This window comes from Halobacillus sp. Nhm2S1 (assembly GCF_019599545.1).
Classification (GTDB): Bacteria; Bacillota; Bacilli; order Bacillales; family Halobacillaceae; genus Halobacillus.
This window is the reverse complement of sequence record NZ_JAIEZV010000002.1, coordinates 825,126-850,906: the sequence shown is the minus strand read 5'-3', so window position 1 is coordinate 850,906 and position 25,781 is coordinate 825,126. Positions and strand designations below refer to the sequence as shown.

General features: G+C 45.3%; 27 protein-coding genes and 2 riboswitches. Of the genes, 21 read left to right on the top strand and 6 right to left on the bottom strand.

What is annotated here, in order from left to right; all coding sequences use genetic code 11:
• Positions 1 to 34: 34 nt before the first annotated feature.
• On the bottom strand, positions 35 to 1,789 hold the full coding sequence (ligD, locus tag K2225_RS10490) for a DNA ligase D (protein ID WP_220584687.1): 1,755 nt from the start codon (positions 1,787 to 1,789) through the stop codon (positions 35 to 37).
• Between the two features lie 143 nt (positions 1,790 to 1,932).
• On the opposite strand from ligD, the gene ku reads away from it, so the two are divergent.
• The 6 genes from ku to K2225_RS10460 all read left to right on the top strand — a co-directional run bounded on the left by ku (position 1,933) and on the right by K2225_RS10460 (position 6,861).
• Entirely contained in the window at positions 1,933 to 2,769 is an 837-nt protein-coding gene (gene ku, locus K2225_RS10485) for a non-homologous end joining protein Ku (RefSeq protein ID WP_220584686.1), read from the top strand.
• A 74-nt stretch (positions 2,770 to 2,843) separates the two neighbouring features.
• Positions 2,844 to 3,023: a hypothetical protein gene (locus K2225_RS10480; protein ID WP_220584685.1), complete on the top strand. Its 180-nt coding sequence runs from the start codon at positions 2,844 to 2,846 to the stop codon at positions 3,021 to 3,023.
• On the top strand, positions 2,977 to 3,624 hold the full coding sequence (locus K2225_RS10475; RefSeq protein WP_255574394.1) for a Fic/DOC family protein: 648 nt from the start codon (positions 2,977 to 2,979) through the stop codon (positions 3,622 to 3,624). The genes K2225_RS10480 and K2225_RS10475 overlap by 47 nt, the downstream gene beginning before the upstream one ends.
• A 146-nt stretch (positions 3,625 to 3,770) precedes the next feature.
• Positions 3,771 to 4,094: a hypothetical protein gene (locus K2225_RS10470; RefSeq protein ID WP_220584684.1), complete on the top strand. Its 324-nt coding sequence runs from the start codon at positions 3,771 to 3,773 to the stop codon at positions 4,092 to 4,094.
• 113 nt (positions 4,095 to 4,207) lie between these two features.
• The gene (locus K2225_RS10465) at positions 4,208 to 5,173 is read left to right on the top strand and encodes a threonine/serine dehydratase (protein ID WP_220584683.1); all 966 of its coding nucleotides are present in this window, start codon (positions 4,208 to 4,210) and stop codon (positions 5,171 to 5,173) included.
• Between the two features lie 17 nt (positions 5,174 to 5,190).
• Positions 5,191 to 6,861: a PucR family transcriptional regulator gene (locus tag K2225_RS10460; protein WP_220584682.1), complete on the top strand. Its 1,671-nt coding sequence runs from the start codon at positions 5,191 to 5,193 to the stop codon at positions 6,859 to 6,861.
• Positions 6,862 to 6,883: 22 nt separating this feature from the next.
• Here the strand turns inward: K2225_RS10460 and K2225_RS10455 are convergent, their stop codons facing one another.
• Positions 6,884 to 7,423, bottom strand: coding sequence for a DUF3221 domain-containing protein (locus K2225_RS10455; RefSeq protein WP_220584681.1), 540 nt, complete (start codon positions 7,421 to 7,423; stop codon positions 6,884 to 6,886).
• Positions 7,424 to 7,531: 108 nt separating this feature from the next.
• Positions 7,532 to 7,641: riboswitch (TPP riboswitch) on the top strand.
• Positions 7,642 to 7,734: 93 nt separating this feature from the next.
• On the opposite strand from K2225_RS10455, the gene thiW reads away from it, so the two are divergent.
• The 5 genes from thiW (at position 7,735) to thiE (ending at position 11,232) form a co-directional block, all read left to right on the top strand.
• On the top strand, positions 7,735 to 8,223 hold the full coding sequence (thiW, locus tag K2225_RS10450) for an energy coupling factor transporter S component ThiW (RefSeq protein ID WP_220584680.1): 489 nt from the start codon (positions 7,735 to 7,737) through the stop codon (positions 8,221 to 8,223).
• Between the two features lie 5 nt (positions 8,224 to 8,228).
• Positions 8,229 to 8,334, top strand: a riboswitch (TPP riboswitch).
• A 42-nt stretch (positions 8,335 to 8,376) separates the two neighbouring features.
• Entirely contained in the window at positions 8,377 to 9,063 is a 687-nt protein-coding gene (tenA, locus tag K2225_RS10445) for a thiaminase II (protein ID WP_220584679.1), read from the top strand.
• Positions 9,060 to 9,872, top strand: a complete 813-nt coding sequence (gene thiD, locus K2225_RS10440; protein WP_220584678.1) for a bifunctional hydroxymethylpyrimidine kinase/phosphomethylpyrimidine kinase — start codon at positions 9,060 to 9,062, stop codon at positions 9,870 to 9,872. Before tenA ends, thiD begins: the two co-directional genes overlap by 4 nt.
• Complete coding sequence (thiM, locus tag K2225_RS10435; protein WP_220584677.1) at positions 9,863 to 10,621, top strand: hydroxyethylthiazole kinase; 759 nt, start codon at positions 9,863 to 9,865, stop codon at positions 10,619 to 10,621. The genes thiD and thiM overlap by 10 nt, the downstream gene beginning before the upstream one ends.
• Complete coding sequence (gene thiE / locus K2225_RS10430) at positions 10,618 to 11,232, top strand: thiamine phosphate synthase (protein WP_220584676.1); 615 nt, start codon at positions 10,618 to 10,620, stop codon at positions 11,230 to 11,232. The genes thiM and thiE overlap by 4 nt, the downstream gene beginning before the upstream one ends.
• A gap of 168 nt (positions 11,233 to 11,400) precedes the next feature.
• On the opposite strand, the gene K2225_RS10425 is transcribed toward thiE, so the two are convergent.
• Both K2225_RS10425 and K2225_RS10420 read right to left on the bottom strand, forming a co-directional pair.
• Entirely contained in the window at positions 11,401 to 13,155 is a 1,755-nt protein-coding gene (locus tag K2225_RS10425; protein WP_220584675.1) for a methyl-accepting chemotaxis protein, read from the bottom strand.
• A gap of 107 nt (positions 13,156 to 13,262) precedes the next feature.
• The gene (locus K2225_RS10420; RefSeq protein ID WP_220584674.1) at positions 13,263 to 14,483 is read right to left on the bottom strand and encodes a threonine synthase; all 1,221 of its coding nucleotides are present in this window, start codon (positions 14,481 to 14,483) and stop codon (positions 13,263 to 13,265) included.
• Positions 14,484 to 14,673: 190 nt separating this feature from the next.
• On the opposite strand from K2225_RS10420, the gene K2225_RS10415 reads away from it, so the two are divergent.
• The 10 genes from K2225_RS10415 to K2225_RS10370 all read left to right on the top strand — a co-directional run bounded on the left by K2225_RS10415 (position 14,674) and on the right by K2225_RS10370 (position 24,910).
• Positions 14,674 to 15,876: a M24 family metallopeptidase gene (locus K2225_RS10415; protein WP_220584673.1), complete on the top strand. Its 1,203-nt coding sequence runs from the start codon at positions 14,674 to 14,676 to the stop codon at positions 15,874 to 15,876.
• A 7-nt stretch (positions 15,877 to 15,883) separates the two neighbouring features.
• Complete coding sequence (locus tag K2225_RS10410) at positions 15,884 to 16,864, top strand: cyclodeaminase (protein ID WP_255574462.1); 981 nt, start codon at positions 15,884 to 15,886, stop codon at positions 16,862 to 16,864.
• Positions 16,845 to 18,038 (top strand): cystathionine gamma-synthase family protein, encoded by a 1,194-nt coding sequence (locus K2225_RS10405; protein WP_220584672.1) that lies wholly within the window; start codon positions 16,845 to 16,847, stop codon positions 18,036 to 18,038. Before K2225_RS10410 ends, K2225_RS10405 begins: the two co-directional genes overlap by 20 nt.
• Before the next feature lie 12 nt (positions 18,039 to 18,050).
• The gene (locus K2225_RS10400) at positions 18,051 to 19,247 is read left to right on the top strand and encodes a M20 metallopeptidase family protein (RefSeq protein ID WP_220584671.1); all 1,197 of its coding nucleotides are present in this window, start codon (positions 18,051 to 18,053) and stop codon (positions 19,245 to 19,247) included.
• Positions 19,244 to 20,308, top strand: a complete 1,065-nt coding sequence (locus K2225_RS10395; RefSeq protein ID WP_220584670.1) for a homoserine dehydrogenase — start codon at positions 19,244 to 19,246, stop codon at positions 20,306 to 20,308. The genes K2225_RS10400 and K2225_RS10395 overlap by 4 nt, the downstream gene beginning before the upstream one ends.
• Positions 20,305 to 21,744: an aldehyde dehydrogenase family protein gene (locus K2225_RS10390; protein WP_220584669.1), complete on the top strand. Its 1,440-nt coding sequence runs from the start codon at positions 20,305 to 20,307 to the stop codon at positions 21,742 to 21,744. The genes K2225_RS10395 and K2225_RS10390 overlap by 4 nt, the downstream gene beginning before the upstream one ends.
• A 75-nt stretch (positions 21,745 to 21,819) precedes the next feature.
• Entirely contained in the window at positions 21,820 to 22,026 is a 207-nt protein-coding gene (locus tag K2225_RS10385) for a hypothetical protein (protein WP_220584668.1), read from the top strand.
• Positions 22,027 to 22,322: 296 nt separating this feature from the next.
• On the top strand, positions 22,323 to 23,087 hold the full coding sequence (locus K2225_RS10380) for a CAP domain-containing protein (RefSeq protein WP_370632738.1): 765 nt from the start codon (positions 22,323 to 22,325) through the stop codon (positions 23,085 to 23,087).
• Positions 23,088 to 23,153: 66 nt separating this feature from the next.
• Positions 23,154 to 23,849 (top strand): SGNH/GDSL hydrolase family protein, encoded by a 696-nt coding sequence (locus tag K2225_RS10375; protein ID WP_220584666.1) that lies wholly within the window; start codon positions 23,154 to 23,156, stop codon positions 23,847 to 23,849.
• Between the two features lie 74 nt (positions 23,850 to 23,923).
• On the top strand, positions 23,924 to 24,910 hold the full coding sequence (locus K2225_RS10370) for a Gfo/Idh/MocA family protein (RefSeq protein WP_220584665.1): 987 nt from the start codon (positions 23,924 to 23,926) through the stop codon (positions 24,908 to 24,910).
• Positions 24,911 to 24,955: 45 nt separating this feature from the next.
• Here the strand turns inward: K2225_RS10370 and K2225_RS10365 are convergent, their stop codons facing one another.
• Both K2225_RS10365 and K2225_RS10360 read right to left on the bottom strand, forming a co-directional pair.
• Positions 24,956 to 25,321, bottom strand: coding sequence for a winged helix-turn-helix transcriptional regulator (locus K2225_RS10365; RefSeq protein ID WP_220584664.1), 366 nt, complete (start codon positions 25,319 to 25,321; stop codon positions 24,956 to 24,958).
• 16 nt (positions 25,322 to 25,337) lie between these two features.
• Positions 25,338 to 25,535, bottom strand: a complete 198-nt coding sequence (locus K2225_RS10360) for a hypothetical protein (RefSeq protein WP_146814906.1) — start codon at positions 25,533 to 25,535, stop codon at positions 25,338 to 25,340.
• Positions 25,536 to 25,781: the final 246 nt, after the last annotated feature.

The following is a 25,781-nucleotide window of genomic DNA, read 5'->3' as shown; positions in this document are numbered from 1 at the left end:
GTGGCGCTATATTTCCCGGGCAATATTCGACAAGTTATTGAAGCAATTGTTTCAACTTTTGGATGGGCTGCTTGTCTCTAGCCTTTTCATACATAGAAAAAGGGCACCCCAGTTCAGCGATACGGCCGGGTACAGTATGAATCGTATATGATTCCGGCCGCAAATCTTCTGTCACTTCTTCCCAATGAAGCGGCGTCGCGACGGTTGCGTTTTCGGTCGCTCTGGTCGAATACGGGGCAATAATCGTTTTGCCCTCTGCATGTTGGACGTAGTCAATATACAATCGATCCCCACGCTTTTTCTTCAGTCGTTCAATCGTAAAGAGGTCAGGTTCTTCATTAACAAGGAGTGTAGCCAACGTTTCTGTGATTTTCCTTGTCTCCTCATAGCTTAAATCCCCCTCGCGGATAGGGATGTGAATCTGCATGCCTTTATTTCCGGATGTTTTGACAAAGCTTTTGACTTCAAGTTCATCAAGGAGGTGCTTCAATAATCGAGCAGCCGTAATGGCCTTATTGAAATGGCTTCGATCTTTAGGATCTAAATCCAAGACAATTTCATCAGGTTTTTGACCACCGGCTTTCTCAAAGGGGACATGGTATTCCAATGCCCCCTGGTTTGCTAGCCAAAGTAGAGAGAGCAGCTGATCACAAATGATGAACGGCTCCCCATCCTCCATCCACATTTTCAGAAAGTCGGGGGCATGGTCAGGGATGTGTTTTTGATAGAAAGACTCTTCGTAGATGCCATCAGGATAACGGATCAACGTTAACTTCTTTTCCTGTAGAAACGGGAGCATGTGAGGAGCTAACTGACGGATGTAAACGAGAAAATCCTGTTTAGAAATACCTTTCCATAATGGTTTATCGATATTGGTTGGTTCGAAGGTGTCAGGAAACAGGGAAAGATCCCATTGTTTCTTAGATTCTGTGCAATCTTCAGGAACAAGATCAAATCGGAACTGATGAAAGAGAGGTTCACGAAGCTCTCCTTCCTCAGCACTCAGGCAATGTACATCTACACACGTTCCAGGCGTTAAATGCCATGCCTCTTTTTTCTTTTTTCCGTGTTCTTTGAAAAATGTCTCGAGCGTCTCACGCTCGTCATCTTCCAGGCCATGTTTAAACTTCCCGAGGGGGACAGGGGTGTCGTCCTTATAGTACCCTATATCATAATATCCGTTCTCGGCATCGTACTTTTGTAAAAAGCCCGAGACTGTCCTCCATTGTTTCCATTTCAGCCACTGTCTTCCGCGTTCACCGGGCTGATATTTGCTCTTTTTCATTTTTGCAATGATTCCCTCAACAGCGTGCAGCTCAGCGATGGATATGATCTCCTCTAATTTCTCATATACATCAATATTTCGGACTTGGGGGTGATTAAGACTTCCGAGAAGCTTTTTCATATTTTCTTTTCTTTTTAGCAAGGGGGTACCTTTTTCTATTTTGTCAAAAGCCATGAAGGTAGCAGGTCTTCGTTTGGAAGAAACTCGTATTTTTTCTTTATTTCTCATTCTTCCTCTTGTCTGTAAAGCTTCAAAGTTCGCTTGGTAGGGAGTGTTCAAAATGACCAGCTCCCCGTCCAGAGTGAATGGCAGAAGATCCTTAGGAATTTCCACCTGAACGATCTCAGGAAAGCGGTCACTCAAGTCTTTCCCATTCCGGCTCAGGATCCTGACTCCTTCCCCGTGGGCTTCGAGAATAGCTCTAAACCCGTCATACTTCACTTCATACACCCACTCATCCCCTTCAGGGAGTTCCATCGTCCCTGTCAATAGCATCGGCTTCATTCCTGCATCTCCTTCCCATCCCGTGATTTTCAACAATCCTTATTTTGTTGAATAGGTTTGGCTTTTTTAAGGAGTTTATCCATGCATGCGGAACATATTTTTTAAGATTCTCGTGAAACCTATAGGAAAAAGGAGTGGTCGGGATGCACACGATGTGGAAAGGGACCATCAGCTTCGGACTTGTGAATATTCCTGTGAAACTGCACGCGGCAACTGAGAACAAGGACATCAAGCTGCGTCAGCTTCATGAAGAATGTAAATCACCGGTCGAATATGAGAAGCGTTGTCCGGTATGTGAACGGGAAATAGAGAGTGAAGAGATTGTAAAAGCTTATGAATATGCGAAGAACAAGTTTGTCGTTTTAGACAAAGAAGACCTGGAACAGTTGAAAAAGGAACAGGAAGACAAAGCGGTCGAAATCATCGATTTTGTGAAGTTAGAAGAAATCGATCCGATTTATTTTGAGCGGAGTTATTTTATCTCTCCAAGTGAAGGAGGGTCAAAAGCATACAGTCTCCTTCGTCAGGCGCTTGGAGATACGGAGAAGATCGGAATTGCAAAAATCATCATCCGTTCCAAGGAACAACTGGCCATTGTCCGCGTGTATGAGAACACGCTAGTCATGGAAACCATCCATTATCCTGATGAGGTCAGGTCGGTCCAGGACGTGCCGAATGTTCCGGAAGAAACAGAATTAAGTAAGAAAGAATTGAGTACAGCCGTTACGTTGATTGATCAGTTGACAGCGGAATTCGATCCGGAAAAGTACAAGGATGACTACAGGACAGCCCTGATGGAATTGATTGAAGCGAAGAAAAACAATGAAGAAGTCACAACGGCTAAAGATAAACCGAAGCCGGATAATGTGACGAATTTAATGGACGCATTAGAAAAATCGTTGGAAAAAACGAAAGGGTCTAAGAAGAAGAGAACCACAAAGAAAAAGACAACGACATCTGGTAAGAAGAAGACTTCCTGATAAGACTTCACCGTCTATAAAACTCTCTTCTGTAGTATAATGTAGAGGATATGATTATAGTTCGGAGGGATTGGATGACCGTACGTTCCGAGGAAGAAGTGGAATTACTTATGCGCCCTGCCTTAGCGTCTCTCGCTGTCGAGGGGGACCGCTTGAACAAAAAGCAGAAATTGCTTGTGAAAAAGTGCCTGACAGGGGAGATTTCTCATGAGGAGTTCGTCAAACAGGCGTTGGAACTGGCTCGTCATGCCTGACACAAGGTACGGGAATGAAAAATCGAAGTATTGTTATCCGGGGTCAAACGTTCTGATCAACCATTATGATATCAAAGATGAGAAACAATTGACGGCCTTGGAAACGATGTTTACGGCTCAAAGGCTTGCCGAGCTTCAATCCAACCCGATTGAAGGGGATTTCGACTTGCGGCATTTACAGAGAATTCATGCGCGCCTATTTTCAGATCTTTACCCGTTTGCTGGAGAAATTCGAACAGAAAACATTACGAAGGATGGATTTTCTTTTGCTCAGGCCAGGTTTATTCACGATGCGGCTGAGCCTATATTTCAACAGTTGATGAGAGAAGATTGGAAAAGTATGAACAGGGTACAGGTTGTAGAGAAATTGGTTTACTACATGTCAGAAATTAATGTACTCCATCCTTTCAGAGAAGGAAATGGGAGGAGCTTACGAGAGTTTATCCGCTGCATAGCTTTGGAAGCAGGGTATGGTTTGGATTGGTCCGCGGTTCCCCCCGAGGTGATCTTTCAGGCGAGTGTCCAATCTGTCAAAGATATGAGTGCACTGGCACAGGTCATCAGTCAATCTTTAACCACCTACCAAAAACCTTCAGCTTGATTCAAGGCTGGGGGTTTTTACATGAAGACCAAGGATTTCATTTGAATCATGGGCCATTCCACGAATGTCTACTCTATCTTCCTCCATTTTGTTATTTTCAATTGTTTTGCTTACAAATGGGCTACGTCTTAAAGGAAAAAGGCCAGATGCTAAGTGCATCGGGCCTTTTTTATATTCGATTGAAACGCGCCAAAGGGGAGCTGAAACGCGCCAAAGGAGAGCCGAGACGCGCCAAAGGGGAGCTGAAACGCGCCAAAGGAGAGCCGAGACGCGCCAAAGGGGAGCTGAGACGCGCCAAAGGGGAGCTGAGACGCGCCAAAGGGGAGCTGAGACGCGCCAAAGGGGAGCTGAGACGCGCCAAAGGGGAGCTGAAACGCGCCAAAGGAGAGCCGAGACGCGCCAAAGGAGAGCCGAGACGCGCCAAAGGGGAGCCGAGTCGCACCAAAGAGCACCGCCTTAACCGTAATTAAAAATATAGATGGTATTTTAACTCTTTAAACATAGGAGGATGTTCCACTATAATAAAAATAACTGAAAATTCAAAACTTGGAATCGTGAAAATCCAAGAAGGAGGACGTTATGAATGACCTACCTTTCCTTCAGAGAGGTTTGGGAAGCAAAGAAGCGCATATCTTCTTTTGTTCATCCCACTCCTATCCTGTATTCAGAACCTCTCTCTGACCACACAGGTGCCCATGTTCACTTGAAGCTGGAGCATACCCATCCTACGGGTTCATTTAAACTGCGAGGGGCAGCCAACAAAATCTTATCTTTGGACGATAAGGTATTGAAAAAGGGTGTGACCACTTTTTCAACAGGAAATCACGGGATTTCTGTTGCGTATGTAGCAGCAGAGTTAGGAATTCCCTGTACGGTATGTATATCGAATCGTGTTCCAAAAGCGAAGGTGAACCGTCTAAAAAAATTGCACGCTTCGGTCGAAGTCGTCGGGAGCAGTCAAGATGAAGCAGAAGCAAGGTGTGCTGAATTGGAAAGAGAGGATGGGATGACGGTTATCAAGCCTTTTGATGATCGGGAAATCATTGCCGGCCAGGGTACCATCGCGCTTGAAATTATGGAACAGTGTCCTGAGGTGGATGAAGTGATTATTCCTTTGTCTGGAGGTGGGTTGTTGTCCGGTATTGCGTTTGTAATGAAATCAATGGAGCCTTCTATACACATAACAGGAGTGACGATGAAGAAGGGGGCTGTCATGCATGAAAGCCTTGCGAAAGGTAAACCTGTGATTCTTGAGGAGTCTTATACATTGGCAGACAGCCTCCTTGGAGGAATCGGGACAGAGAATCGTTACACATTTCCGATGACGCAGGCTTACATGGACAAGGGTGTTCTTGTAGAAGAGTCGCAGATTGAAGAAGGCCTGATCTTTACCCTTGAGCACCACAAGATGGTTGTGGAAGGAGCGGCTGCAACGGGGATCGGCCACGTGCTTCATTCTAATGATCTAAAAGGAAAAAATGTAGTTGTCGTTTTGAGCGGAAACAATATCGATCATGATGTGGTCTTAAATCTTCTGGCTAAATCGTAAATGGGGGAGGAGTGGAAATGGGGGTTGCGGTGGAGGAAGTCTTGAAACTTCCTGTTCTCGAAAAAGCTAAAGTGCAGACGGATCTTTATGATCGTCAAGTGGACTGGATATCAGTAATTGAAACACCTGTGGAGAACTTTGTCAGGAACAATGAATTTGTGCTCAGTACAGGGGTTGGCTGTGGGGGTGATGTACTGGCACTAGAAGGATATGTAGAGGATGTCATCCGATCAGAAGCATCTGTTCTCGCTTTTGCCACAGGGCGTCATCTTTACAAAATTCCTGATCGCGTGTTAAAACTTGCGGAGAAACATGAGTTGATCGTGATGGAAATTCCTTGGGAGATAAGGTTCGGAGATATTTTACAGGACGTTTTACGATTGATTAGTGAGGAAAAACGCCAAGAGCAGCAACGGACGGAAGAGATCAGACAGGAGTTGATCAATTGTGTCTTGAACGGAAAAGGGCTGCAGGAGATTACATCAATTGTCTACCAGAACACAGGTATTCCAACGGCCATCAGCGATCATAACAAGCAAATTCGGGCGAATCAGTATTTTGATCGTTATTATATCGATGTTTTAAATGGGCATGAGCTTCCACAGGAAGGCACCTTGGTAGAAACGGATATAGACAGTGATCACCCACTCCGCCATTACATTGAAACCTATGAAATCGGTGATCAAAAATGCTATCAGCTTACAATTTTATCAAACTATAAGAAACAGGGTTATATCCTGTTTAAACCAAAGAACGAAAAGGATTTAACGTGGGTGAACCTTCATATCCTGGATCATGCACTCACAGCTTGTGCGCTATATTTTGTAAAAGAGAACGCTATTGAAATGACTGAAATCAGACTTAAGGACAACTTTTTGCTGGATTTAGCCAAGCAGGAAAGGGAGATGGATAGAGCTCTCTTATCCAAAGCGCAGCTCCTTGGCTATGACCTGGAGAAGCCTTACATTTGTCTCGTCGGACACATCCAATTCGTACAGCCGGAGGAGGATCGCATATCTTCAACGATGCCTCAAGTGAAATCGTCGTCGATCAACAGTCGAAATTATTACATTCAGAAGGAAGTCACCCATGCAGGAGATGCGCTGCACAGGAGGACGATGACAACGTTTGATGAAGGGGAGGTCATCGTATACTTGGAAACGGATCGTCCGGATTACGGAGAAACAGCGAATCAGTTTCTCGACCTGATAGAGCGGCGGCTTCATGAGTTACTGAAAGGGATTACGATCAGTTGGGGGATTTCTTGTCATAAAGGTGGGTATCAGGCTTTTCATAAAAGCTATGAAGAGGCGGCAACAGCACTGAAAATCGGTCAACAGCATGAAGAAGGGGAGCGTACATTTTTCAGTGACACAAGGATGAATCGCTTGCTCATGGCCCTGTCCCACGAAGAAGAAATTGGAGCGATTGTTTCAGATACATTGGAAAAGCTGATTGATTATGATCAGAAACGGCAGACAGAACTGATTCATACATTTATGATCTACAATAAATACAACAGCAATGTTAGTCAGACAGCTCGCGCTCTGAATCTGCACCGCCAATCGTTACTGCACAGATTGAGAAACATTGAGCATTTGACCGGACTCTCTCTCCTCAATGCAGATGATCTTTTTTTGCTGGAGTTGAGTGTGAGGTTGTGGCTTTTGAAAAAAGTGAATGCATAGAGCGCTCCATCGGGAAGGCGCTCTATTTTTCATCTTTGACGGTTGTTTTCCATTCCCCCTGATTGGTCCCGCGTCGGTCAAGCTTGACGGTCCACTGATCGGATTCTTCATCAAAGGAAAGCAGGGATACGATGAGCACATCTGCCTGTTCTTGTTCAGTTTCGGACAACGCTGCAGAAAGAGCTTCGGATGCTTTTAAATCCGCTCCCTGGACTTCGCTCATTTCAAGTTCCTGGACTTTTTCAGCGGTGGCTTGTTCAGGGTAGGACTCAGCAATATCCCCGTCTACCCAGACCTCGACCTGTTTGCCAACCCATAGGCCTTCAGGAGCTCCGGAGACCCACATGGCCCGTCCTTCATCCCCTGACCCATCATCATCCATCGGTGTGACCACAAGGATACTGTCCTCGTCCTGATCCATGACAAATCCACTCATGTCTGGATCGGATGCTTCTGCTTCCACTTCATTCTGGTCTACTTCTTTTGTCTCTGAAAGCCCACATGCACTAAGGGATAAAGAAAGGACCATGAACATACCTAGCATCCATCTCATTTTCATCATTCACACACTCCTTATCTTCTATTGTTGACGTTTGGATGGGAGGAAAAGTTTCACATGACAGAAACATCCAACTTTGTTATGATGAAAATCACCAAGCGAATAAGTTTATGAAACTACTAGGGGAGCCTGAATGGGCTGAGAGGAAAGCGAGCAAGCTTTCTGACTCTTACGAACCTGATCTGGTTAATACCAGCGGAGGGAAGTAGTCTGACGATACGTGTATCGACTTACTGCATACCAGGCCAGGTCCTCTAAGGATCTGGCTTTTTTATATGGATCCCTTCAGCTCCTGTACGGAAAGGTGGTGAAAAATGAGAAACACAAAATTACTTACAACGATGGCCGTATTTGTTGCCATTGGTACGCTTGGAGCTCAATTTCTCTGGTTTCCCGCTGGAATTGCAAAAGCTTATCCTGTCCAGCATGCAGTTAATGTGGTCGCGGCGGTGGTGCTTGGACCCGTCCCGGCGGTCATGATTGCTTTCGTCATCGGGATCTTACGTTTCTTATTAGGGCTCGGCACCTTTCTTGCTTTTCCGGGTGGAATGTTTGGTGCATTATTGGCAGGGCTCTGTTATCGGATGTATGAAAGAAAAAGGTCTGCGGTGATTGGTGAAGTGCTGGGCACTGGAGTCATCGGGGCTTTGGCATCTGTTCCGATTGCACACGTCTTAATGGGAAGTACAGCTGGTGTTTTTGCGTTTGTGCCTTCTTTTGTCGTAAGCAGTGTCTCGGGAGCTTTGATTGCTGCCTTTATTTTATCACGAGTGAAAGTTGAAAACATGATCTTACAACCATAATACACGGAAACTGCTAGGGGCGCGAGTATTCGCTGAGATAAGGAGACATTCCTTGGTCCCTCAATACCTGATCCGGGTCATGCCGGCGGAGGGAAGTAGTAAGAATCCCCTTCTGTCCTCTAGTAGCTTCCGAGAATAATAGGAGGCTCCATCATGTCTTTTTCCAATCAATTAAGAAAAGAAAATCAGGATATCTATCAAATAATTTTCTCCCATCCCTTTATCCAAGGAATCGGAAAAGGAGAGGTTCCAAAAGAAGCATTGATTCACTATATCAAGGCTGATTACGAGTATTTGAACGCTTTTATGCACGTCTATGGAATCGCCATTTCCAAGTCTCCAGGAAGGGAAGATATACAGCTGTTCAATGAACAGATCGATTTTGTGCTGAACAGCGAAATCCATCCTCACAATAATTTTTGTGAACAGATTGGCGTTTCCTATGAAGAACTGCAAGGGTACCCATTGCCGCCAACCGCTGATCACTACATTAAACATATGCTATTTTATGCCCATCAAGGAGGCATTGGAGAAATATTAGCAGCCTTGCTTCCGTGTCCGTGGACGTATTATGAAATCGGAGTCGAGCTGCTGAACAGCTATCACCCAGGGCTCGATCACCCCTTCCTCCCGTGGATTGAGTTTTATGCCGATGCGGAAGTGAAGAGTCTGACGGCAGTGTTATGTGAACGGCTTGATCAGTATGCGGAACGTGCGTCGGAATCGGAAAAGCAGCGGATGAGAGAAGCCTTCCGTAAAAGTTGTCAACTGGAATATGCCTTCTGGGATATGGCATACACACAAGAGCAATGGCCTTGTGAAAAGGAGGGGGTGAAATGAGACAAGTATCATGTGCGTTGACGATCGCAGGTACTGATCCCAGCGGGGGTGCAGGTATTCAAGCAGACTTGAAAACGTTCCAGGAGCTGAAGAGTTATGGCATGAGTGTTGTGACCTCAGTTGTTTCTCAAAATACGACAGGTGTGAAGGATGTCCACCACCTCCCGGAAAATTTCATCAGGAGTCAACTGAAAGCAATTTCTGAAGACATGCCTGTTCATGCATTGAAAACAGGAATGATTGCCAACAAGAAAATGATGAGGGTCATTAGTAAATGGTTGGATGAGGTGGATGCTCCTTACGTCATGGACCCTGTCATGGTTGCCCAGAGTGGCGACCCGTTGATTGAAAAAGAGGACCAGCGCTATTTAAAAGAATATCTTGTACCAAAGACATCACTTATCACTCCCAACATTCCGGAAACGGAAGTGCTTGTTGGAGGGGGAATTGAAACAGAAGCAGATATGAAAGAAGCGGCCGAAGTAATAGTGAAAGACTTAGGTGCGGATGCGGCCCTTGTCAAAGGGGGCCATCTCAATGGAAGAGCGGTTGATTTTTTATATGATGGGGGGCGTGTCTATGAATTTGAATCCGAACGTATTGATTCTTCGAATACGCACGGCACAGGGTGTACGTATTCAGCAGCCATTACGGCTTACCTGAGTCAGGGACACGCTTTGCCACAAGCTGTCAAGGAAGCGAAATATTTTGTAACAGAAGCAATCCGCCACTCCTTCGACTTAGGAAATGGAAGCGGACCGACCAATCATTTTGCATTACGTGAGGAGGTTTTCAACCAATGGCTGTAAGTGTTATCGGTAGAGTAAGAGAACAACGCCCACTGATCCACCACATCACGAATGCGGTCGTTATGAATTTTACAGCGAACGGACTTCTTGCTTTCGGCGGAACACCGATTATGGCTAATGCTAAACAGGAGGTTGCAGATGTCACCCGATTGTCTCAAGGACTTTTATTGAATATCGGGACGCTTCATGAAAATCAGGTGGAAGCGATGATTATTGCAGGGAAAGCAGCGAATGAGATCGGTATTCCGGTCGTCTTCGATCCTGTCGGTGCCCCTGCAACCCGCTATCGTTCAGAGGCATGCCAGCGAATCTTGCAGGAGGTGAAGCCAACCGTCATTAAAGGTAATGCCGGGGAACTCGCCCATCTCGTCGGTCAGGATGTGGAAACGAAAGGGGTAGACTCAACAGGGAAAGCTGACCCTGAATCCATCGTTCGTCTGGTATCAGAAAAATACTATACTGGAGCCGTCTGTACAGGTGAAAGGGATGTCGGATGCATGAGAGGAGAGGTTTTTGTCAACGAAACGGGTCACCCGCTTCTTGCCCGAATTACAGGAGCCGGCTGTTTGTTAGGTTCCTTGCTTGCAGCAGGCTTATCTGTAGGTGGTGACCCTAAAGAGAAGGTTTTAGAAACATTAAGCCATTATGGCCGGGCGGCCGAACATGCCGCGGCTCTTCCTGGTGTCAAAGGACCAGGGACATTCATTCCGAAGTTTGTCGATGCTTTAGCCATGGGGGATGAAACATGAAAGCTTATATTCTTAGAAAATACTTCGTTATGGGCAGTCAAAACTGTAACAAAGATCCATTGAGCATTTTGGATGAAGCGATCGAAGCGGGAATTACCTGCTTTCAGTATAGAGAAAAAGGGGAAGGCGCCCTAACTGGAGAAGCAAAGTACAGCCTCGGCCATAAGCTACGCCAACGTTGTGCTGAAGCGGACATTCCATTTATCGTCAACGATGATGTCGAACTTTTTGATGTGCTTAAAGCTGATGGAATCCACGTGGGACAGAGTGATCGAACTGTGAATGAGATTCGTTCAAAATACCCTGCTACAATCATTGGATTATCGGTATCCGATCGGAAAGAATTAGAACAGAGTCCTGTCCATCTTGTCGACTATTTAGGTGTGGGGCCGATGTACAGGACAATGACGAAGAAAGACGCCAATCCTGTAGCAGGGCCTGAATGGGTGAAGGTTGTCAAAAGAGCGTTCCCTGACATGCCCGTAGTCGGAATTGGAGGCATTCACCCTGGAAATGCTGCTGAAGTGATGGAAAGGGGAGCGGACGGTGTCGCGGTCATTTCAGCCATTACACAAGCAGCGGACATATCTGCCGTTGTACAAGCGATATGAAACAAAAGGAACTCATGCAGAGGCATGAGTTCCTTTTGTGTGGGGACTTTAGACGATTCTACCTTTTCCTGAAATCTTATCTTTATCAGGGTATTGGTGTAACGAGTGATCTCAACCCCTCTAACAATCGAATTCGTAATAACGGCTAAATGTTGGAAGATGTTGGACCTAGTATCTGAAACGGCTGACTTGTTCCTGAAGATTGCTAGCTTCTTCAGCTAATGTTTCACTTGCTGATGTAATCTCCTGAATCGATGCATTTTGCTGCTCTGTCGTAGCCGCGACGTGCTGGGATTGTTCTGAAGCCTGGACAGAGAAGTTCTTAACCGCTTCAAAGGATTCGACGAGACTTTGTATATGATGAGTCATCGATTGGATGGAGCCTGTGATATCGTTCATCCCACCAGACAAATCATGAACATCTGTCGTAATCGTTTTAAACGTCTGTTCGGCTTCCCCGACAACATTCACACCTGATTTGACAGCGTCATCACTTTTATTCATAAACTGCACCGCTTCTTGGGTTTTTTGCTGGATGTCATGTACCAGGTCCATAATGTGATTCGCGGATTGACTGGACTGCTCAGCCAGTTTCCTTACTTCTTCGGCTACTACAGCAAAACCTTTTCCATGTTCGCCGGCCCGTGCTGCTTCAATGGCCGCATTCAACGCGAGCAAGTTCGTCTGTTCTGAGATATCTGTAATTAGAGATACGATTTTGCCAATTTCATTGGATTTTTTCTCGAGAACCTGAATTGTACCACTCGTGGTATTGGTATGATCATTGATTTCATGCATTTGCTGTAGGGCAGTATGAATGAGTTTCTCTCCTGATCCGGATGTTTCAGCTGTCTGATTCGACTTTTCTGAAAGGTTGATCATTTGTGTGGAAATGGTTTGAATATTTGATGATATATCATGAATCCATTCGGAAGATTCATTGGCATTGTCCATCTGTTGGTCAGATCCTGCGGCAACTTCTTGAATAGCTGTTGTGACTTGTTCTGCCGCAAGTGAGTTTTCTTCCGCATTGGCATTCAATTGTTGGGAAGCGGCTGCCACTTGTTCCGAAGAAGCAGAAACAGACTCGATCAGCGCCTTCAGGTTGTTTTTCATTGTATTGAAATTTTCCACGAGCACGCCTATTTCGTCCTTATTCGACACTTGAAGGTCGGCTACGGTGAAATCTCCTTCAGCAATCCTTGTAGAGTGGTCAGATAGCTGTTTGATCGGTTTTGTTAAGCGGTTGGAGAAGAACCAAATAATGATTGCTCCTAGAATCAACGCCGCGCTAAGCGTGATTAATAACGTGTTTAAAATCTGACTTGCACCACTGTTGAAATCCATCATGTAAGTGCCGGAGACGATAACCCACCCCCAAGCAGGCTCGTAAAGAGAATAGGAAACTTTAGGTGCAACGGTATCAGAATCATTAGGTAAAGGCCATTCAAAATAGGTGAAACCGCCTCCGTTAGTCCCGTTTTTGATAAGCTCCTGAGCGACCATCACTCCATTTGAGTCCTGGGATTCCCATATATTTTCCCCTTCAAGGGAAGGGTGGGCTAATTCGGTTCCCTTTTCATCTAAAACAAAAAAGTAACCGTTTTCACCGAGGTCAATGGTTGAGTTAATCGGACGAGTTCCATCTTCCTGCATGGGTCCGAGAAGTTGTTCTTTTACTGTTTCTTTTGCTTCTTCTAGGGAAAGGTTTCCTGACTGGGCCGATTGATTTGCAATTTCAATCATGTCCACCGCTTGTTCTACGCTGTTTTTCAGGTTTGTCTTTCCAAGCTCATCAAGACTTCCTTTACTGGACTGGTAACCGATTAATCCAATAATTAATGATGGGATAGCTAAAAGTAATAACCCCATAATGAATACCTTTGCCCGGATTGTCCGGTTGATTTTTAAAAAGTTTCTCATACTCCAAACCCCTTCTTCGTCTGTCTTTTATCTTTTATCTAATATCGGAAGAAGGGGATGGATTTACATATGTCGGGCTAAATTTGTAAAGATTTCGTGGAGAAAAATTAAATCTTGTATTGCAGACTGTCACCTGGTTGAAGGACCGGAATTTCAATCTGAACGGTATCCGGATACTTAATTCCCGCCCCCGTATTGAGTACCACTACTTCATCTGATGCGGAAATCCAGTTTTCTGCTCTTAACTTTCTCGCAGCAGCAAATGCTGCTGCGCCTTCTGGACAGACGAAGGCCCCTTCTTTTTGGGCCATTCTTTTTTGTTCTTTCAACAGGTCATCATCGCTGACGGCTACTGCACATCCGTTTGTATCATATAAGGCGTCAAGGACGAGGAAGTCCCCAATGGCCTTGGGTACATTGATGCCAAATGCGATGGTTTCAGAATCTTCCCAGAACGATGATTCCCTCAGCCCTTGCTGCCATGCTTCCACGATCGGAGCACAACCTTCAGATTGAACAGCTACGAGCTTTGGCATCCGGTCTTTAGCAATCCAGCCAAGCTCCTGTAATTCTCTCAAAGCTTTATGAATACCGATTAATCCAACGCCGCCACCTGTCGGGTAAAGGATGACATCTGGAACGCTCCAGCCTAACTGCTCTGCGATTTCAAGACCCATCGTTTTCTTACCTTCAATCCTATATGGTTCTTTCAATGTAGATACATCATAGAGTCCGGAAGTTTCTACAGCTTCCGCGATAATTTTTCCTGCATCGCTGATCAGCCCGTTCACAAGAAAAAGGTTGGCCCCGGATAAGGCACATTCGTTCCGGGTGATTTTCGGTGCATCCATAGGCATGACAATGGTCGATTCCATCGATGCTCTTGAAGCGTATAGTGACCAGGCTGCCCCTGCGTTGCCGTTCGTCGGCATGGCAAGTTCTTTCACACCGAGTTCTTTTGCTTTGGATACACCAACCGCAGCGCCTCTTGCTTTGAAGGATCCAGTAGGGATGATTCCTTCATCTTTCATATACAGTTTTCGGATATTCATATCTTTCTGCAGGGTAGGGAGGGGAATCAATGGACTCATGCCTTCTCCCAAAGAAGTTTTGTATGTAGGATCCTGGAGTGGTAAAAGTTCATGATAACGCCAAAGGTCGGGGGATCTTTCTTTCAGTTGCTCGGGGGACCATGATTTTTTCAGGTTCTCTAAGTCATAGCTTGCGAGTAAAGGAGATCCGCATGTACATAGATGCTGGGGTTCTGTAGCTTTATAGCTTTCCTTACATTTCGGACAGTACAAATGAGATAAGTAACTGTATGTCATCTTCATATCCTCCTTTGATCCGGTTATACGTATCGTAACATAAGAAATGGAAGGAGAGCGTTTTGACGACATTGTACTATGGACATCCTCTAAACTTCATACACTTTTTACATTACAAGAAAAAATTTCTTTGAATACAATGGATGTATAGTCGTTTAAAAATTCAGACAAATAGCGCGGAGGGGATGAAATGGTTCTTCCTTTTGACATTTTAGAGTATCACCAGCGTTTACAGAAAACAAAGAAACGTATGGCTGAACAAGGAATTGACGTGCTTTTGATTACAGACCCGGCAAACATGAATTACCTTTCTGGTTATGATGCCTGGTCTTTTTATGTTCATCAGATGCTTGTGATTATCGTTGATGAACCGCAGCCGTTATGGATTGGTCGCTATCAGGATGCGAATGGGGCAAGGGTGACGACGTGGATCTATGATGAGAATGTCATTGCCTACCCAGACTACTACGTGCATTCAGATGTTTATCACCCGATGGATTTCATGGCGGATATTCTCCTTCAGATCGGTCAAGGGAAAAGGAAGATCGGAGTGGAGATGGATCATTACTACTTTACGGCCAAGGCACTGGAAAGGTTAAAGAGAGGATTGCCGAATGCCACCTTCGAGGAAGCGACACTCCTTGTGAACGGCGTCCGTATCGTCAAGTCGGATCAGGAAATCGAATACATGAGACGGGCTGCCCAAATTGCAGATCTTGCAATGACCAAAGGAGTGGAAAGTATTTATCCTGGTGTACGGGAATGCGATACGGCAGCTGAAATTTACTATCACATAGTCAGGGGTACTCCGGAATTTGGTGGTGAATACCCTGCCATTGTTCCTCTGCTTCCGACCGGGGACCATACTTCGATCCCCCACCTGACATGGTCAGACCGGCCTTTTGTAAAAGGGAATGCTGTCATCATAGAACTTGCCGGGTGTTATAAACGCTACCATGTGCCGCTTGCCCGTACGGTCTCCATAGGGGAACCGAATGAAAAAATGAAACAAGTCGCCCCGGTGGTATTGGAAGGTATTCATAATGTCCTCGAATTCGCAAAGCCTGGGGTGACCTGTGGAGAACTTGAAGAAGTGTGGAGAAAGAGTATTAAAAAACACGGATTTGAAAAAGAAGCCCGCTTGGGTTATTCCGTCGGGCTCAATTATCCACCGGACTGGGGAGAGCATACAGCGAGCATCCGAAGAGGGGATTCAACTGTACTGGAACCCAATATGACGTTCCATTTGATACCGGCGTTATGGTTCGATACAGATGGAATTGAAATAAGTGAAACGTTTAAGGTCACGGAATCTGGCAGTGAGCGGTTCACTACTTATCCGCAGGAATTGATTATACGTGATCATATGGATTTAAGCGGTCAAATCAGCTGAGGGGGGACTGAAAATCAGACTCTTTGGTCGGAAAGACATTGAAAAAGTCGTTCATCTCGATACAGACCTTGTTGCAAAAATGGAAGAAGCCTTTACCTCATTAGTGGAAAAAGAGACAACAATGCCCCCGATCATGCGCATTGATGTGCCTGAACATAATGGTGAAGTGGATATCAAGTCCGCTTATATCAAGGGAGAGGACAGCTTTGCTGTAAAGCTGTCTTCTGGATTCTTTCATAATCCCGCCATGGGAATTCCGAGCGCTAATGGCCTTATGATCCTAATCAATAGTCACACAGGTGAACCGCTCGCGGTCTTGGCAGATGAAGGATGGCTGACCGATTTAAGGACGGCAGCTGCCGGAGCGGTGGCTGCGAAATATGGAAGCAGGGAAACCAGCCGGATAGCAGGCATCCTTGGTACCGGGGCTCAAGCGCGACTTCAGTTACAAGCGCTTATGCTGGTCCGCCCGATTGAGCATGTGTTCGTGTATGGAAGGAATGGTGACAAAGCCGTTCAATTTAAACATGAGATGGAGCAGAAAACAGGTCTTCATATGACTGTATGTGAGACAGCTGAGCAAGTCGTACGAAAAAGTGATGTTGTGGTAACGACGACACCGTCTAAAGAACCATTGGTTTATGGAGATTGGGTGAGTCCGGGGGTTCACCTCACTGCTATGGGGTCGGATGCAGAACACAAGAAGGAATTAGATACATCAGTCATAGAGAAAGCGGACGTCGTCGTCTGTGATGTGAAAGCTCAGTCCGTCCGTTTGGGGGAGTTACGTTCGTCTCCGGAGGAGGTGGAACGTGCCATCGAGCTTGGTGAAGTGACGAGCGGAAAGCGTTCGTTCCGACGCTCAGATGATGAGATTACAGTTTGTGATTTAACAGGAACGGGTGTGCAGGATACGGCCATTGCAAGACATGTGTACCATCAACTAATAGCTTGGGAGGGCGTTACGAATGAAAGACGCGAAGTTTAGTACCAAATCGATTTGGGCCGGTGAAAAAGAACAACTTGCTTTCGGAGCGACACAAGTGCCTGTCGTTCACAGTGTTTCCTTTGGTTATGACGACATGGATGAATGGTATGAGGTAGCGGTAGGCAATAAGCCCGGACACATATATGGAAGGAATACAAACCCGACCGTTCAGGCTTTCGAAGAAAAAATCCGCATCTTAGAAAATGCCGATGCGGCTACAAGCTTTTCCACAGGGATGGCAGCGATTAGTAATACGCTTGGCACCCTGCTTTTCCCTGGAGACCGTGTAGTATCCATCAAGGATACGTACGGAGGGACGAATAAAATTTTCACAGAATTCCTCCCAAAACAGCAAGTGGAAGTCGTGCTGTGTGAAACGGGAGATCATGAGGCACTCGAAGCTGAAGTGGCTAAAGGTTGCAAAGTTCTCTATTTGGAAAGCCCGACGAATCCGACGGTGAAAATTACCGACATTAAGCGAATGGCTGCAGCTGGCAAGGCAGTGGGGGCAACCGTAGTGGTTGATAATACTTTTGCTACACCTGTAAATCAAAACCCTCTAGATCTTGGAGCAGACCTTGTTATCCATAGTGCGACGAAGTTTCTAGGCGGGCATGCGGATGCATTAGGCGGGGCCGTATGTGGCAGGAAGAGCTTGGTCGAAGCCATTTACCATTACAGGGAAATTAACGGAGCGACACTCGATCCAATGGCGGCCTATTTGCTTTTGAGAGGGATGAAGACACTGAAGCTTCGTGTGGAGCAGCAAAACAAAAATGCAGAAGCTATCGCGGAACATTTAAAAACCTTCGATCTCGTGGAAGAAGTTTTTTATCCTGGCCTTCTTTCCCACCCTCACCATCAGATTGCAAAACAACAAATGAAAGGGTATGGCGGGATGCTGAGCTTTGCTGTGAAAGGTGGAGTAGCCACTGTACGCGACCTTTTACCAAAGCTCCAATATGCTAACCGTGCCGCTAATCTAGGCTCAGTGGAAACGGTAGTCGGCCCCTCCAGAACAACGAGTCATGTGGAATGCACACCTGAAGAACGTGCAGCCATGGGGATTCCAGAAGGTTTGATCCGTTACTCGGCCGGAATTGAAGATATCGAGGACCTGAAAAATGACCTGTCACAAGCTTTCCAGTCGTTACACACTTATGTGAAAAAGTGAGGAGGAAAGGATGTGGAGACCGAAAAGACGGACCTCGTCTTGCGTTCGGATCAGCTTTTGGACCGTTTAGTTGGATGGCGACGAGACTTCCACCGCTTCCCCGAACTCAGCTTTCAGGAAAAGCGAACAAGTGAAAAGGTAGCAGAAATATTAGAAAGCTTCCGAACGTTTGAAATTGAAAAGAATGTCGGAGGTTACGGGATTATCGCTACCTTGAGTCACGGGGAAGGGCCTGTTATCGGGATTCGTGCAGATATGGATGCCCTTCCCATTACAGAAACGACAGACGTTCCCTGGACTTCCCAACATCCAGGTGTGATGCATGCGTGTGGGCATGATGCGCATATGGCCATCTTACTCGGCATCGCCCAGTTGGTGGCGGAAGATGCAAAAGCTGGACGTTTTCAAGGAACAATCAAATTGATTTTTCAGCCAGCAGAAGAAAGTTGTGATGCAGCAGGGAAAACGGGAGCAATAAAGATGTTGGAGTCCGGAAGACTTCAAGATCTGGAGGCTGTGTTATCCCTGCACATGTGTCCTTGGAGGAAGTCCGGGGAAATCCAATGGAATGATGGGCCAAGCATGGCAAACAACGACGAATTCCATATGAGGATTCAAGGGAGCGGCGGTCATGCGGGGTATCCGCAGCAAGTAAAAGACCCGATATGGATGGCAACTTATGTCCTGCAGGCGTTATACAGTCTGAATGGTCGAAAAGTAAACCCGCTGGATGTGGGCACCATTAGTGTCGGCCAGGTGCATGCCGGGGAGGCCAACAATGTAATACCAAGCACTATAGATATAAAGGGGACCATTAGATCCTATAAGGATGATGTAAGAGATGTATTATGCCAGGGGATCCATCAGGCGGCCAATGTTGTAACAGCGCTGGGGGGAGAATATTCACTTCGTATTCATCACGGTGAACCCTCTTTAATCAACGCGCCTGAAATCAACCGCATCATAAAAGAAGCCGCTTCCGGACTGAATATGTTTGAAGAGCCCTTTGGGATGGGGAGCGAAGACTTCAGTTACTTCACTAGAAGAATCCCGGGAGCGATGTTTTTTCTAGGTTGCGGTCTGGAAAAGGAACGGAGTCTCCATCAATCAGATTTTGATATGGATGAACGTTCATTGCCGATTGGTGTGAGAGTGCTTTTAAAAAGTGTTTACTTACTACTTGAGCGAGGAGGAGCCCACTCAAAATGAAAATAGCCATGATCGGATTTGGAGGCGTAGGCCAGGCGTTTGCGGAAATTGTGGAGGGAAAACACCAGGAACTTCAGCAGAATTACGGACTTGATGTTGAAATCGTGGCCGTATCGGATGTCATGAAAGGTGCTATTTATCAACCGGATGGTTTAAATATCACGAAGTTATTGGAGTGTGTAAAACGAACGGGCTCTGTAGAATCCTATCCGTCATCCAGTCAGACAATCAAAGGGTGGAACAGTATAGAAACGATAGAGAAAGCAAAGGCGGATGTCATTATAGAAGTGACCTACACGGATGTGAAAACCGGTGAGCCTGCACTCACTCACTGCCATCGTGCTTTTGAAACAGGGAAAAGTGTCATAACAACAAACAAGGGTCCTGTTGCCCTCGCTTATCAAGAATTAACCGAAAAAGCGGATCAACATGACGTTTTTTTCGGATTTGAAGGAACGGTCATGAGTGGGACGCCGGCTCTAAGGCTACCACTAGAAACCTTAGCTGGTAATGAAATTAAAGAAATCAAAGGGATATTGAATGGAACGACCAATTACATTCTTACCGCTATGGAAAGTGGAATGACATTGAATCAAGCGTTAGAAAAAGCCCAAGCCCTCGGTTATGCAGAAGCCGATCCGACGAGTGATCTTGAAGCCTACGATGTTAGGTATAAAGCAGCTATATTATCGAACCATGTGTATGGAGTTCATCTCGACCCGGATGAAATTTTCTGTGCCGGAATTACTGGTTTATCAGTAGAAGATATTCAAGAAGCGAAACGGGACGGCGAGAAATGGAAACTGCTTGCTCGTATCTCTCAAAACAAAGGCAAGGTGAAGGCGACTGTCCAGCCGGAGCGTCTGAAGCAGGATGATCTCTTAGCACGTGTTAGTGGGGCAACGAATGCGATCGTTTATGAATGTGATCTGTCCGGGACGATCATGCTCACAGGTGCAGGGGCGGGGTTAAAGGAAACGGGATTTTCTCTACTGATCGACCTGATTCATTGTCATAAACAAAAGCAGGGAACCAAAATCGGAGGAGGGAGTCACTCATGACGACGAAGGTTAAGAGCTATAAAATGCTGGTTGGAGGAGAATGGCGCGAAGGCTTGCGCAGCTTTGAGGTCAGCAACCCTCAGGACAATGAAGTATTGGCCACTGTCCCCTCAGCTACAAAGGAAGAAATGATGGAAGCCATAGAAATAGCCGATCGTACTTTCCAAATGAGAGACCCCATTCCCACCCATGAAAGGATCCGAATACTAAGCCAAGTTGCTGATTTCATGGAGAGGGATCACGAGACGTTCGCTGCCACCATTGCAAGTGAAGGCAGTAAAACGATTACTGAAGCTCGTTCAGAGGTCTCACGGGCTATTCAAACCATCCGGATCAGCGCAGAGGAAGCGAGAAGGGTGAAAGGAGAGACCATTAACTTCGATCAAAATCCAGGCAGCGAACAAAGAGTCGGGTATTTTCAACGTTTTCCTATGGGAGTCGTAGGAGCCATCACTCCTTTTAATGACCCGCTCAATTTAGTCGCACATAAAGTAGGTCCAGCCATTGCAGCAGGGAATGCCATTATAGTCAAACCAGCTTCCGCCACGCCTCTTAGTGCATTGAAGCTGGCGGAAGCCTTCGTTGAAGCAGGGTTGCCAGCCGGTTACTTATCCGTTCTTACAGGGGCAGGAAGAGAAGTCGGGGATGCATTGGTTACACATCCGGCCATAAAAATGGTGTCCTTTACAGGAGGATCTAATGCTGGAGAAGCCATTATCAAAAAAGTAGGAACGAAAAAAATAAGCATGGAACTGGGATCCAACTCACCAGTTATTGTCCTTGATGACGCAGATCTTTCCAAGGCTGTCCATGCTTGCTGTTCGGGGGCTTTTTCAGCGGCAGGCCAAAATTGTATCGGCGTTCAAAGGGTTTTTGTAAGTAGGGAACTTTATCCGGATTTTATCGATCGCTTTGTGGAAGCGACTGTAGCACTTAGAATCGGGGATAAAATGGATGAAAGAACGGATATAGGACCGATGATCAATGAAAAAGAAGCGGTCCGAGTTTCTGAATGGGTCGAGGAAGCGTTGACTATGGGAGCGCAATTGGAAGTAGGTGGGCGCCGTGAAGGTGCTTATTATAGTCCCACCATTCTCACCCAGGTACCTTCAGGTGCGAAAGTGATGATGGAGGAAATCTTTGGGCCTGTGGTCATTGTAAACCCTGTAAAAGATTTGGACGAAGCCATTGAGAAATCCAATGCCGTCAATTATGGACTGCATGCAGGGATCTTCACAAATGATATTAACCAAGCTTTTAAAGCGATAAGGAAAATGGACGTAGGTGGAATCATGATCAACGACAGCAGCGATTATCGAATTGATGAAATGCCTTTCGGAGGAACGAAAGGATCCGGCATCGGTCGTGAGGGTGTACGTTTCAGTATAGAAGCCATGACGGAACAAAAGGTCGTATGTTTCCATCTTGACGGCTAGATATGCCACATCAGCCCGTCCTTTTGTTTATCCTTCATCTGGTAGGGGAATGCCTCCACAAAAGGAGGTTATGGAATGGCGCAATATTATGTGAATCAGAACCAGCAGACAGGTGGCGAACACGAAGTGCACATCGAAGGTTGTGATTTTATGCCTTTTGAACAGAATTTATTGGAATTAGGCGGTCACACCGACTGTGCAGAAGCGCTCGAAGTTGCCAGAAATACTTATGATGATGTCAACGGCTGCAAACACTGCTGCCCCGATTGCCACACCAAATAACTTTCTCAAAACCTGAACATCCATAAAGGGATCTGTTCAGGTTTTTTAATGGTTTGACTATAGGGATTGTGGAAGACTTAATTTTGAGATGTCTATACCGCGCTCCCGCGGAAAAGCGAGTTATTCCCCTTAGCCCCTATCCACTCAACAAAAGTTTCGAAACTCAGTATTCCACAATTAGGAGCGCATGTGAAATAAAGAGGAATCGGTGTGCTGAAATGGTACTTCTTCTCAGGGATATTGTTTGCTTTCATGCAAATAGTAAACGTGAAGATTAATCCTGAGGAGGATACATGATGAAGAAAAAATGGTTTATTCTATTCGCAGCACTCATGATGATTGCCATGTTAGCTGCTTGTAATACATCGGAAGAACGTGCACGTGAAAGTCAACGGAACAATTTGAATCAAGTCAGTTTTGGTCCTGAAAATCAAGGCATGCAAGGGGGCGGAAATCTAAGGGAAATGGATCCTCGAGCATACGGTCAAAACCGTTTTGATGCCAACATTCCTTTCGAAGGAATGAACCCAACTGGACCAAATGGATCCATACAAGGTCCATACTTTTTTGATCAAGATGGACGTTACACACAAGATTCACAAGGTAGAGAACAGGCTCAAAGACAACAGCCTGATCAAACCGAGCAAAATCGTGACAATACTGCACGAGAAAGCGATGAGGCAACAGGTGATTTTCAACAGCAGGTCATTGATTTGACGAACAAAGCTCGTGAAAAAAATGGACTGAAACCGCTTAAGAATAGCAATGAGGTAGAAGAAGTCGCTCAAACGAAATCTGAAGATATGGCGAAGAACGATTATTTCTCCCATACGTCTCCAACTTACGGAAGTCCCTTTGATATGCTGAGAGAATTCGGAGTGGATTATTCAACAGCAGCTGAGAACATTGCTGCAGGGCAGCAGTCACCGCAATCGGTTGTTGATGGCTGGTTAAACAGTTCAGGTCACCGTAAAAACATTATGAATAAGAATGTCACGCACATCGGTGTCGGATATTCGAAAGACGGCAATTACTGGGTGCAAATGTTCATTGCAAAATAAGTGGATATGACGCTTGATTTACATCAGGCGTCATGTTTTACATACAAATCAAGGCAGGGGTAGAGAATGAAGAAGATATGGATCCTGGTCATGGTGTTCGCTGTCTTTCTGGCACCTTCTGACCTAGAAGCTTTTAAAAAAGAAAGATTAGTCGCCATCGGGGATTCCATTCCATTTGGTTATAATTTAAATAAAGAAAATAAAAACCCTCCAAAAGAATCGTTCCCATCTTTGATTGGAGTGAAAAAAGATATAGAAGTGACCAACTTAAGTATTCCAGGTCTCACATCTGCCGAATTGCTAACAGCTGTTCAATCTAATGATACCTTCAGAGAAAGTCTTAAGAACGCTGATTATGTCATTGTGTATATTGGGGGCAATGATTTGTTGAATGTCGTTAAAAAGAATGGGGGACTGGATGGTTTAAAAATGGAGGATGCCGCTCCAGTTATTCGAGATCTCATTTATAATGTCTATTCAACCATTCTTGAGATTGATGAATTAACGAACGGGAAAGTACTCGTCTACAATATTTACAATCCTTATCCTGCTGCCGGTGACCAATTGAACACGCCGCTCGCATATATTAACCAGCAATATGCTTCCTTGATCAAGCTGCTGAAACACTTTGCTTCCGTGACTCTTGTCGATGCCTATAAGGCTTATCATGGTCATCCTGAGTACATCATTAAAGGGGATGTTCATCCAACAGCGAAAGGTCAACAGGTATTAGCTAAAATCACATTGAAACACATGGATTAAGCCAAGCTTCTGCTGTGGGGGTTTCTTCCATATTGATGTATAATGGGAATACGGTTATTTTGGAGGTGACTTACATGGTTAGATTTGGAATTATAGGAACCAATACCATTACAGAAAAATTTATAGAGGCAGCGAAACAGCATCCTGAATTTACACTGCAGGCGGTGTATTCTCGTACAGAAGAGAAAGCTGCTACATTTGCATCCAAACACGGTGCACCTGAAACATACACGGACATAGAAGAGATGGCCGCAAATCCAGATGTCGATGCGGTTTATATTGCAAGTCCTAACGCTTTCCATGCGGAGCAGGCGAAAACCATTATGAGAAAAAGGACGCATGTCTTATGTGAAAAACCGATGGCTTCCAATCAACAGGAGATTGCTTCTATGATTGAGGTAGCCAAAGAAGAGAATGTGCTTTTAATGGAAGCTGTAAAGTCTACACTGATGCCAGGTTTTCTGAGCATTCAGGAAAATTTACATAAAATTGGGGAAGTAAGACGCTTTGTGGGGAACTTCAGCAAGTATTCTTCTCGTTATGACGCATACAAAAGAGGGGAGCTCCTAAATGCTTTCAAACCTGAACTGTCGAACGGTTCTTTGATGGACCTTGGTATTTATGGAATTTATCCAATGGTCGCCCTATTTGGTGCACCCAACCATATCCAGGCTGATGCCGTGTTTTTGGATTCTGGTGTGGACGGGCAAGGCAGCGTGATCGCAGCGTATGATGGAATGGAAGCAGTCATTATGCACTCCAAGATTGTTGATTCCCACGCCCCTTCTGAAATACAGGGAGAAGAAGGGACGATGCTCATACCGAATATTTCTGAACCTAAAGGTATAAAAATTATTTATAGAGATGGATCCGTAGAAGAGCTTTCTTTCGAAGATCAGTATTCACCTATGTATTATGAAGCGGCTGAATTTATCAATCTGGTGAAGAAGGAAAAAGATCGGTCAAAGAATAATTCGTTGGAGCATACGTTGATGACAGCGAAAGTCATGGAGGAAGCACGCCGGCAAATCGGCTTGGTTTATCCTAACGACCGCTATTAGGGTCCTGCAAAAAGAGGCACTCACTTGCGGATGTGCCTCTTTTTTCTATTGCTCTTTTAGTTGATTCGATACGTCCGTGAGGCTTTCTTGCTGGTCTGCCCTTTGCTTATGGTGAATGCCCCATTCGTTCATTTTCTCCAAGAAGGAGGCCGTGGTTCGTCCATAAGGTGTCACGCGATACTCTACTCTGGGAGGTACAGTTTCATAATCGATACGTTCGACTAAACCGTCCTGGATGAGTTTTTTCAGCTCTCGGGCAAGAATCCTGGAAGAGATGTTTCCATCGAGGGACCGACGCAGTGCATTAAACCGCAGATGATTTTCGTGGATGAGCTTCCAAAGAATTAACCCTTTCCACTTCCCACACACGACTTCAAGAGTGACATCAATGCCGATCCCATCTTCCTTCATCTGCTTTCACCTCACGTTATTTTTTTGTGGTCTGTCCCTGTTTTTGCATGGCTTTTTCGTAGCCTTCCAATACTCCCTGGGCATAAACTTTGTTTAAGACAGTCATTGTCTGAGGGATGACTTTTTCTTCTTCTGACTCTGAGACTTGGTTTAATAAGTCCACAAGTTCTAACAATTCTTCAGAAACGGGAAAAATCGGTTTTATATTGTCCAAAAAGGATCACCTTCCTGTTTGTTCGGAAAATACTATTAATATAATTCTATTTGCTTTTTATATGTCTCACAAGTACTTACATATTTGTGCGTGTTACATTGCCTATTATGACTTAAACTAGTGTGATTAATCAACAAATAAGTCCGTGGTTTTGGCTCAGTGGCGCACATTTGCAAAAGGTTCAGTGTTATACAAAAGTTATACTGAAATAGCTGGTCTTGGTGTTTTTGTACAACAAAAAGGTTC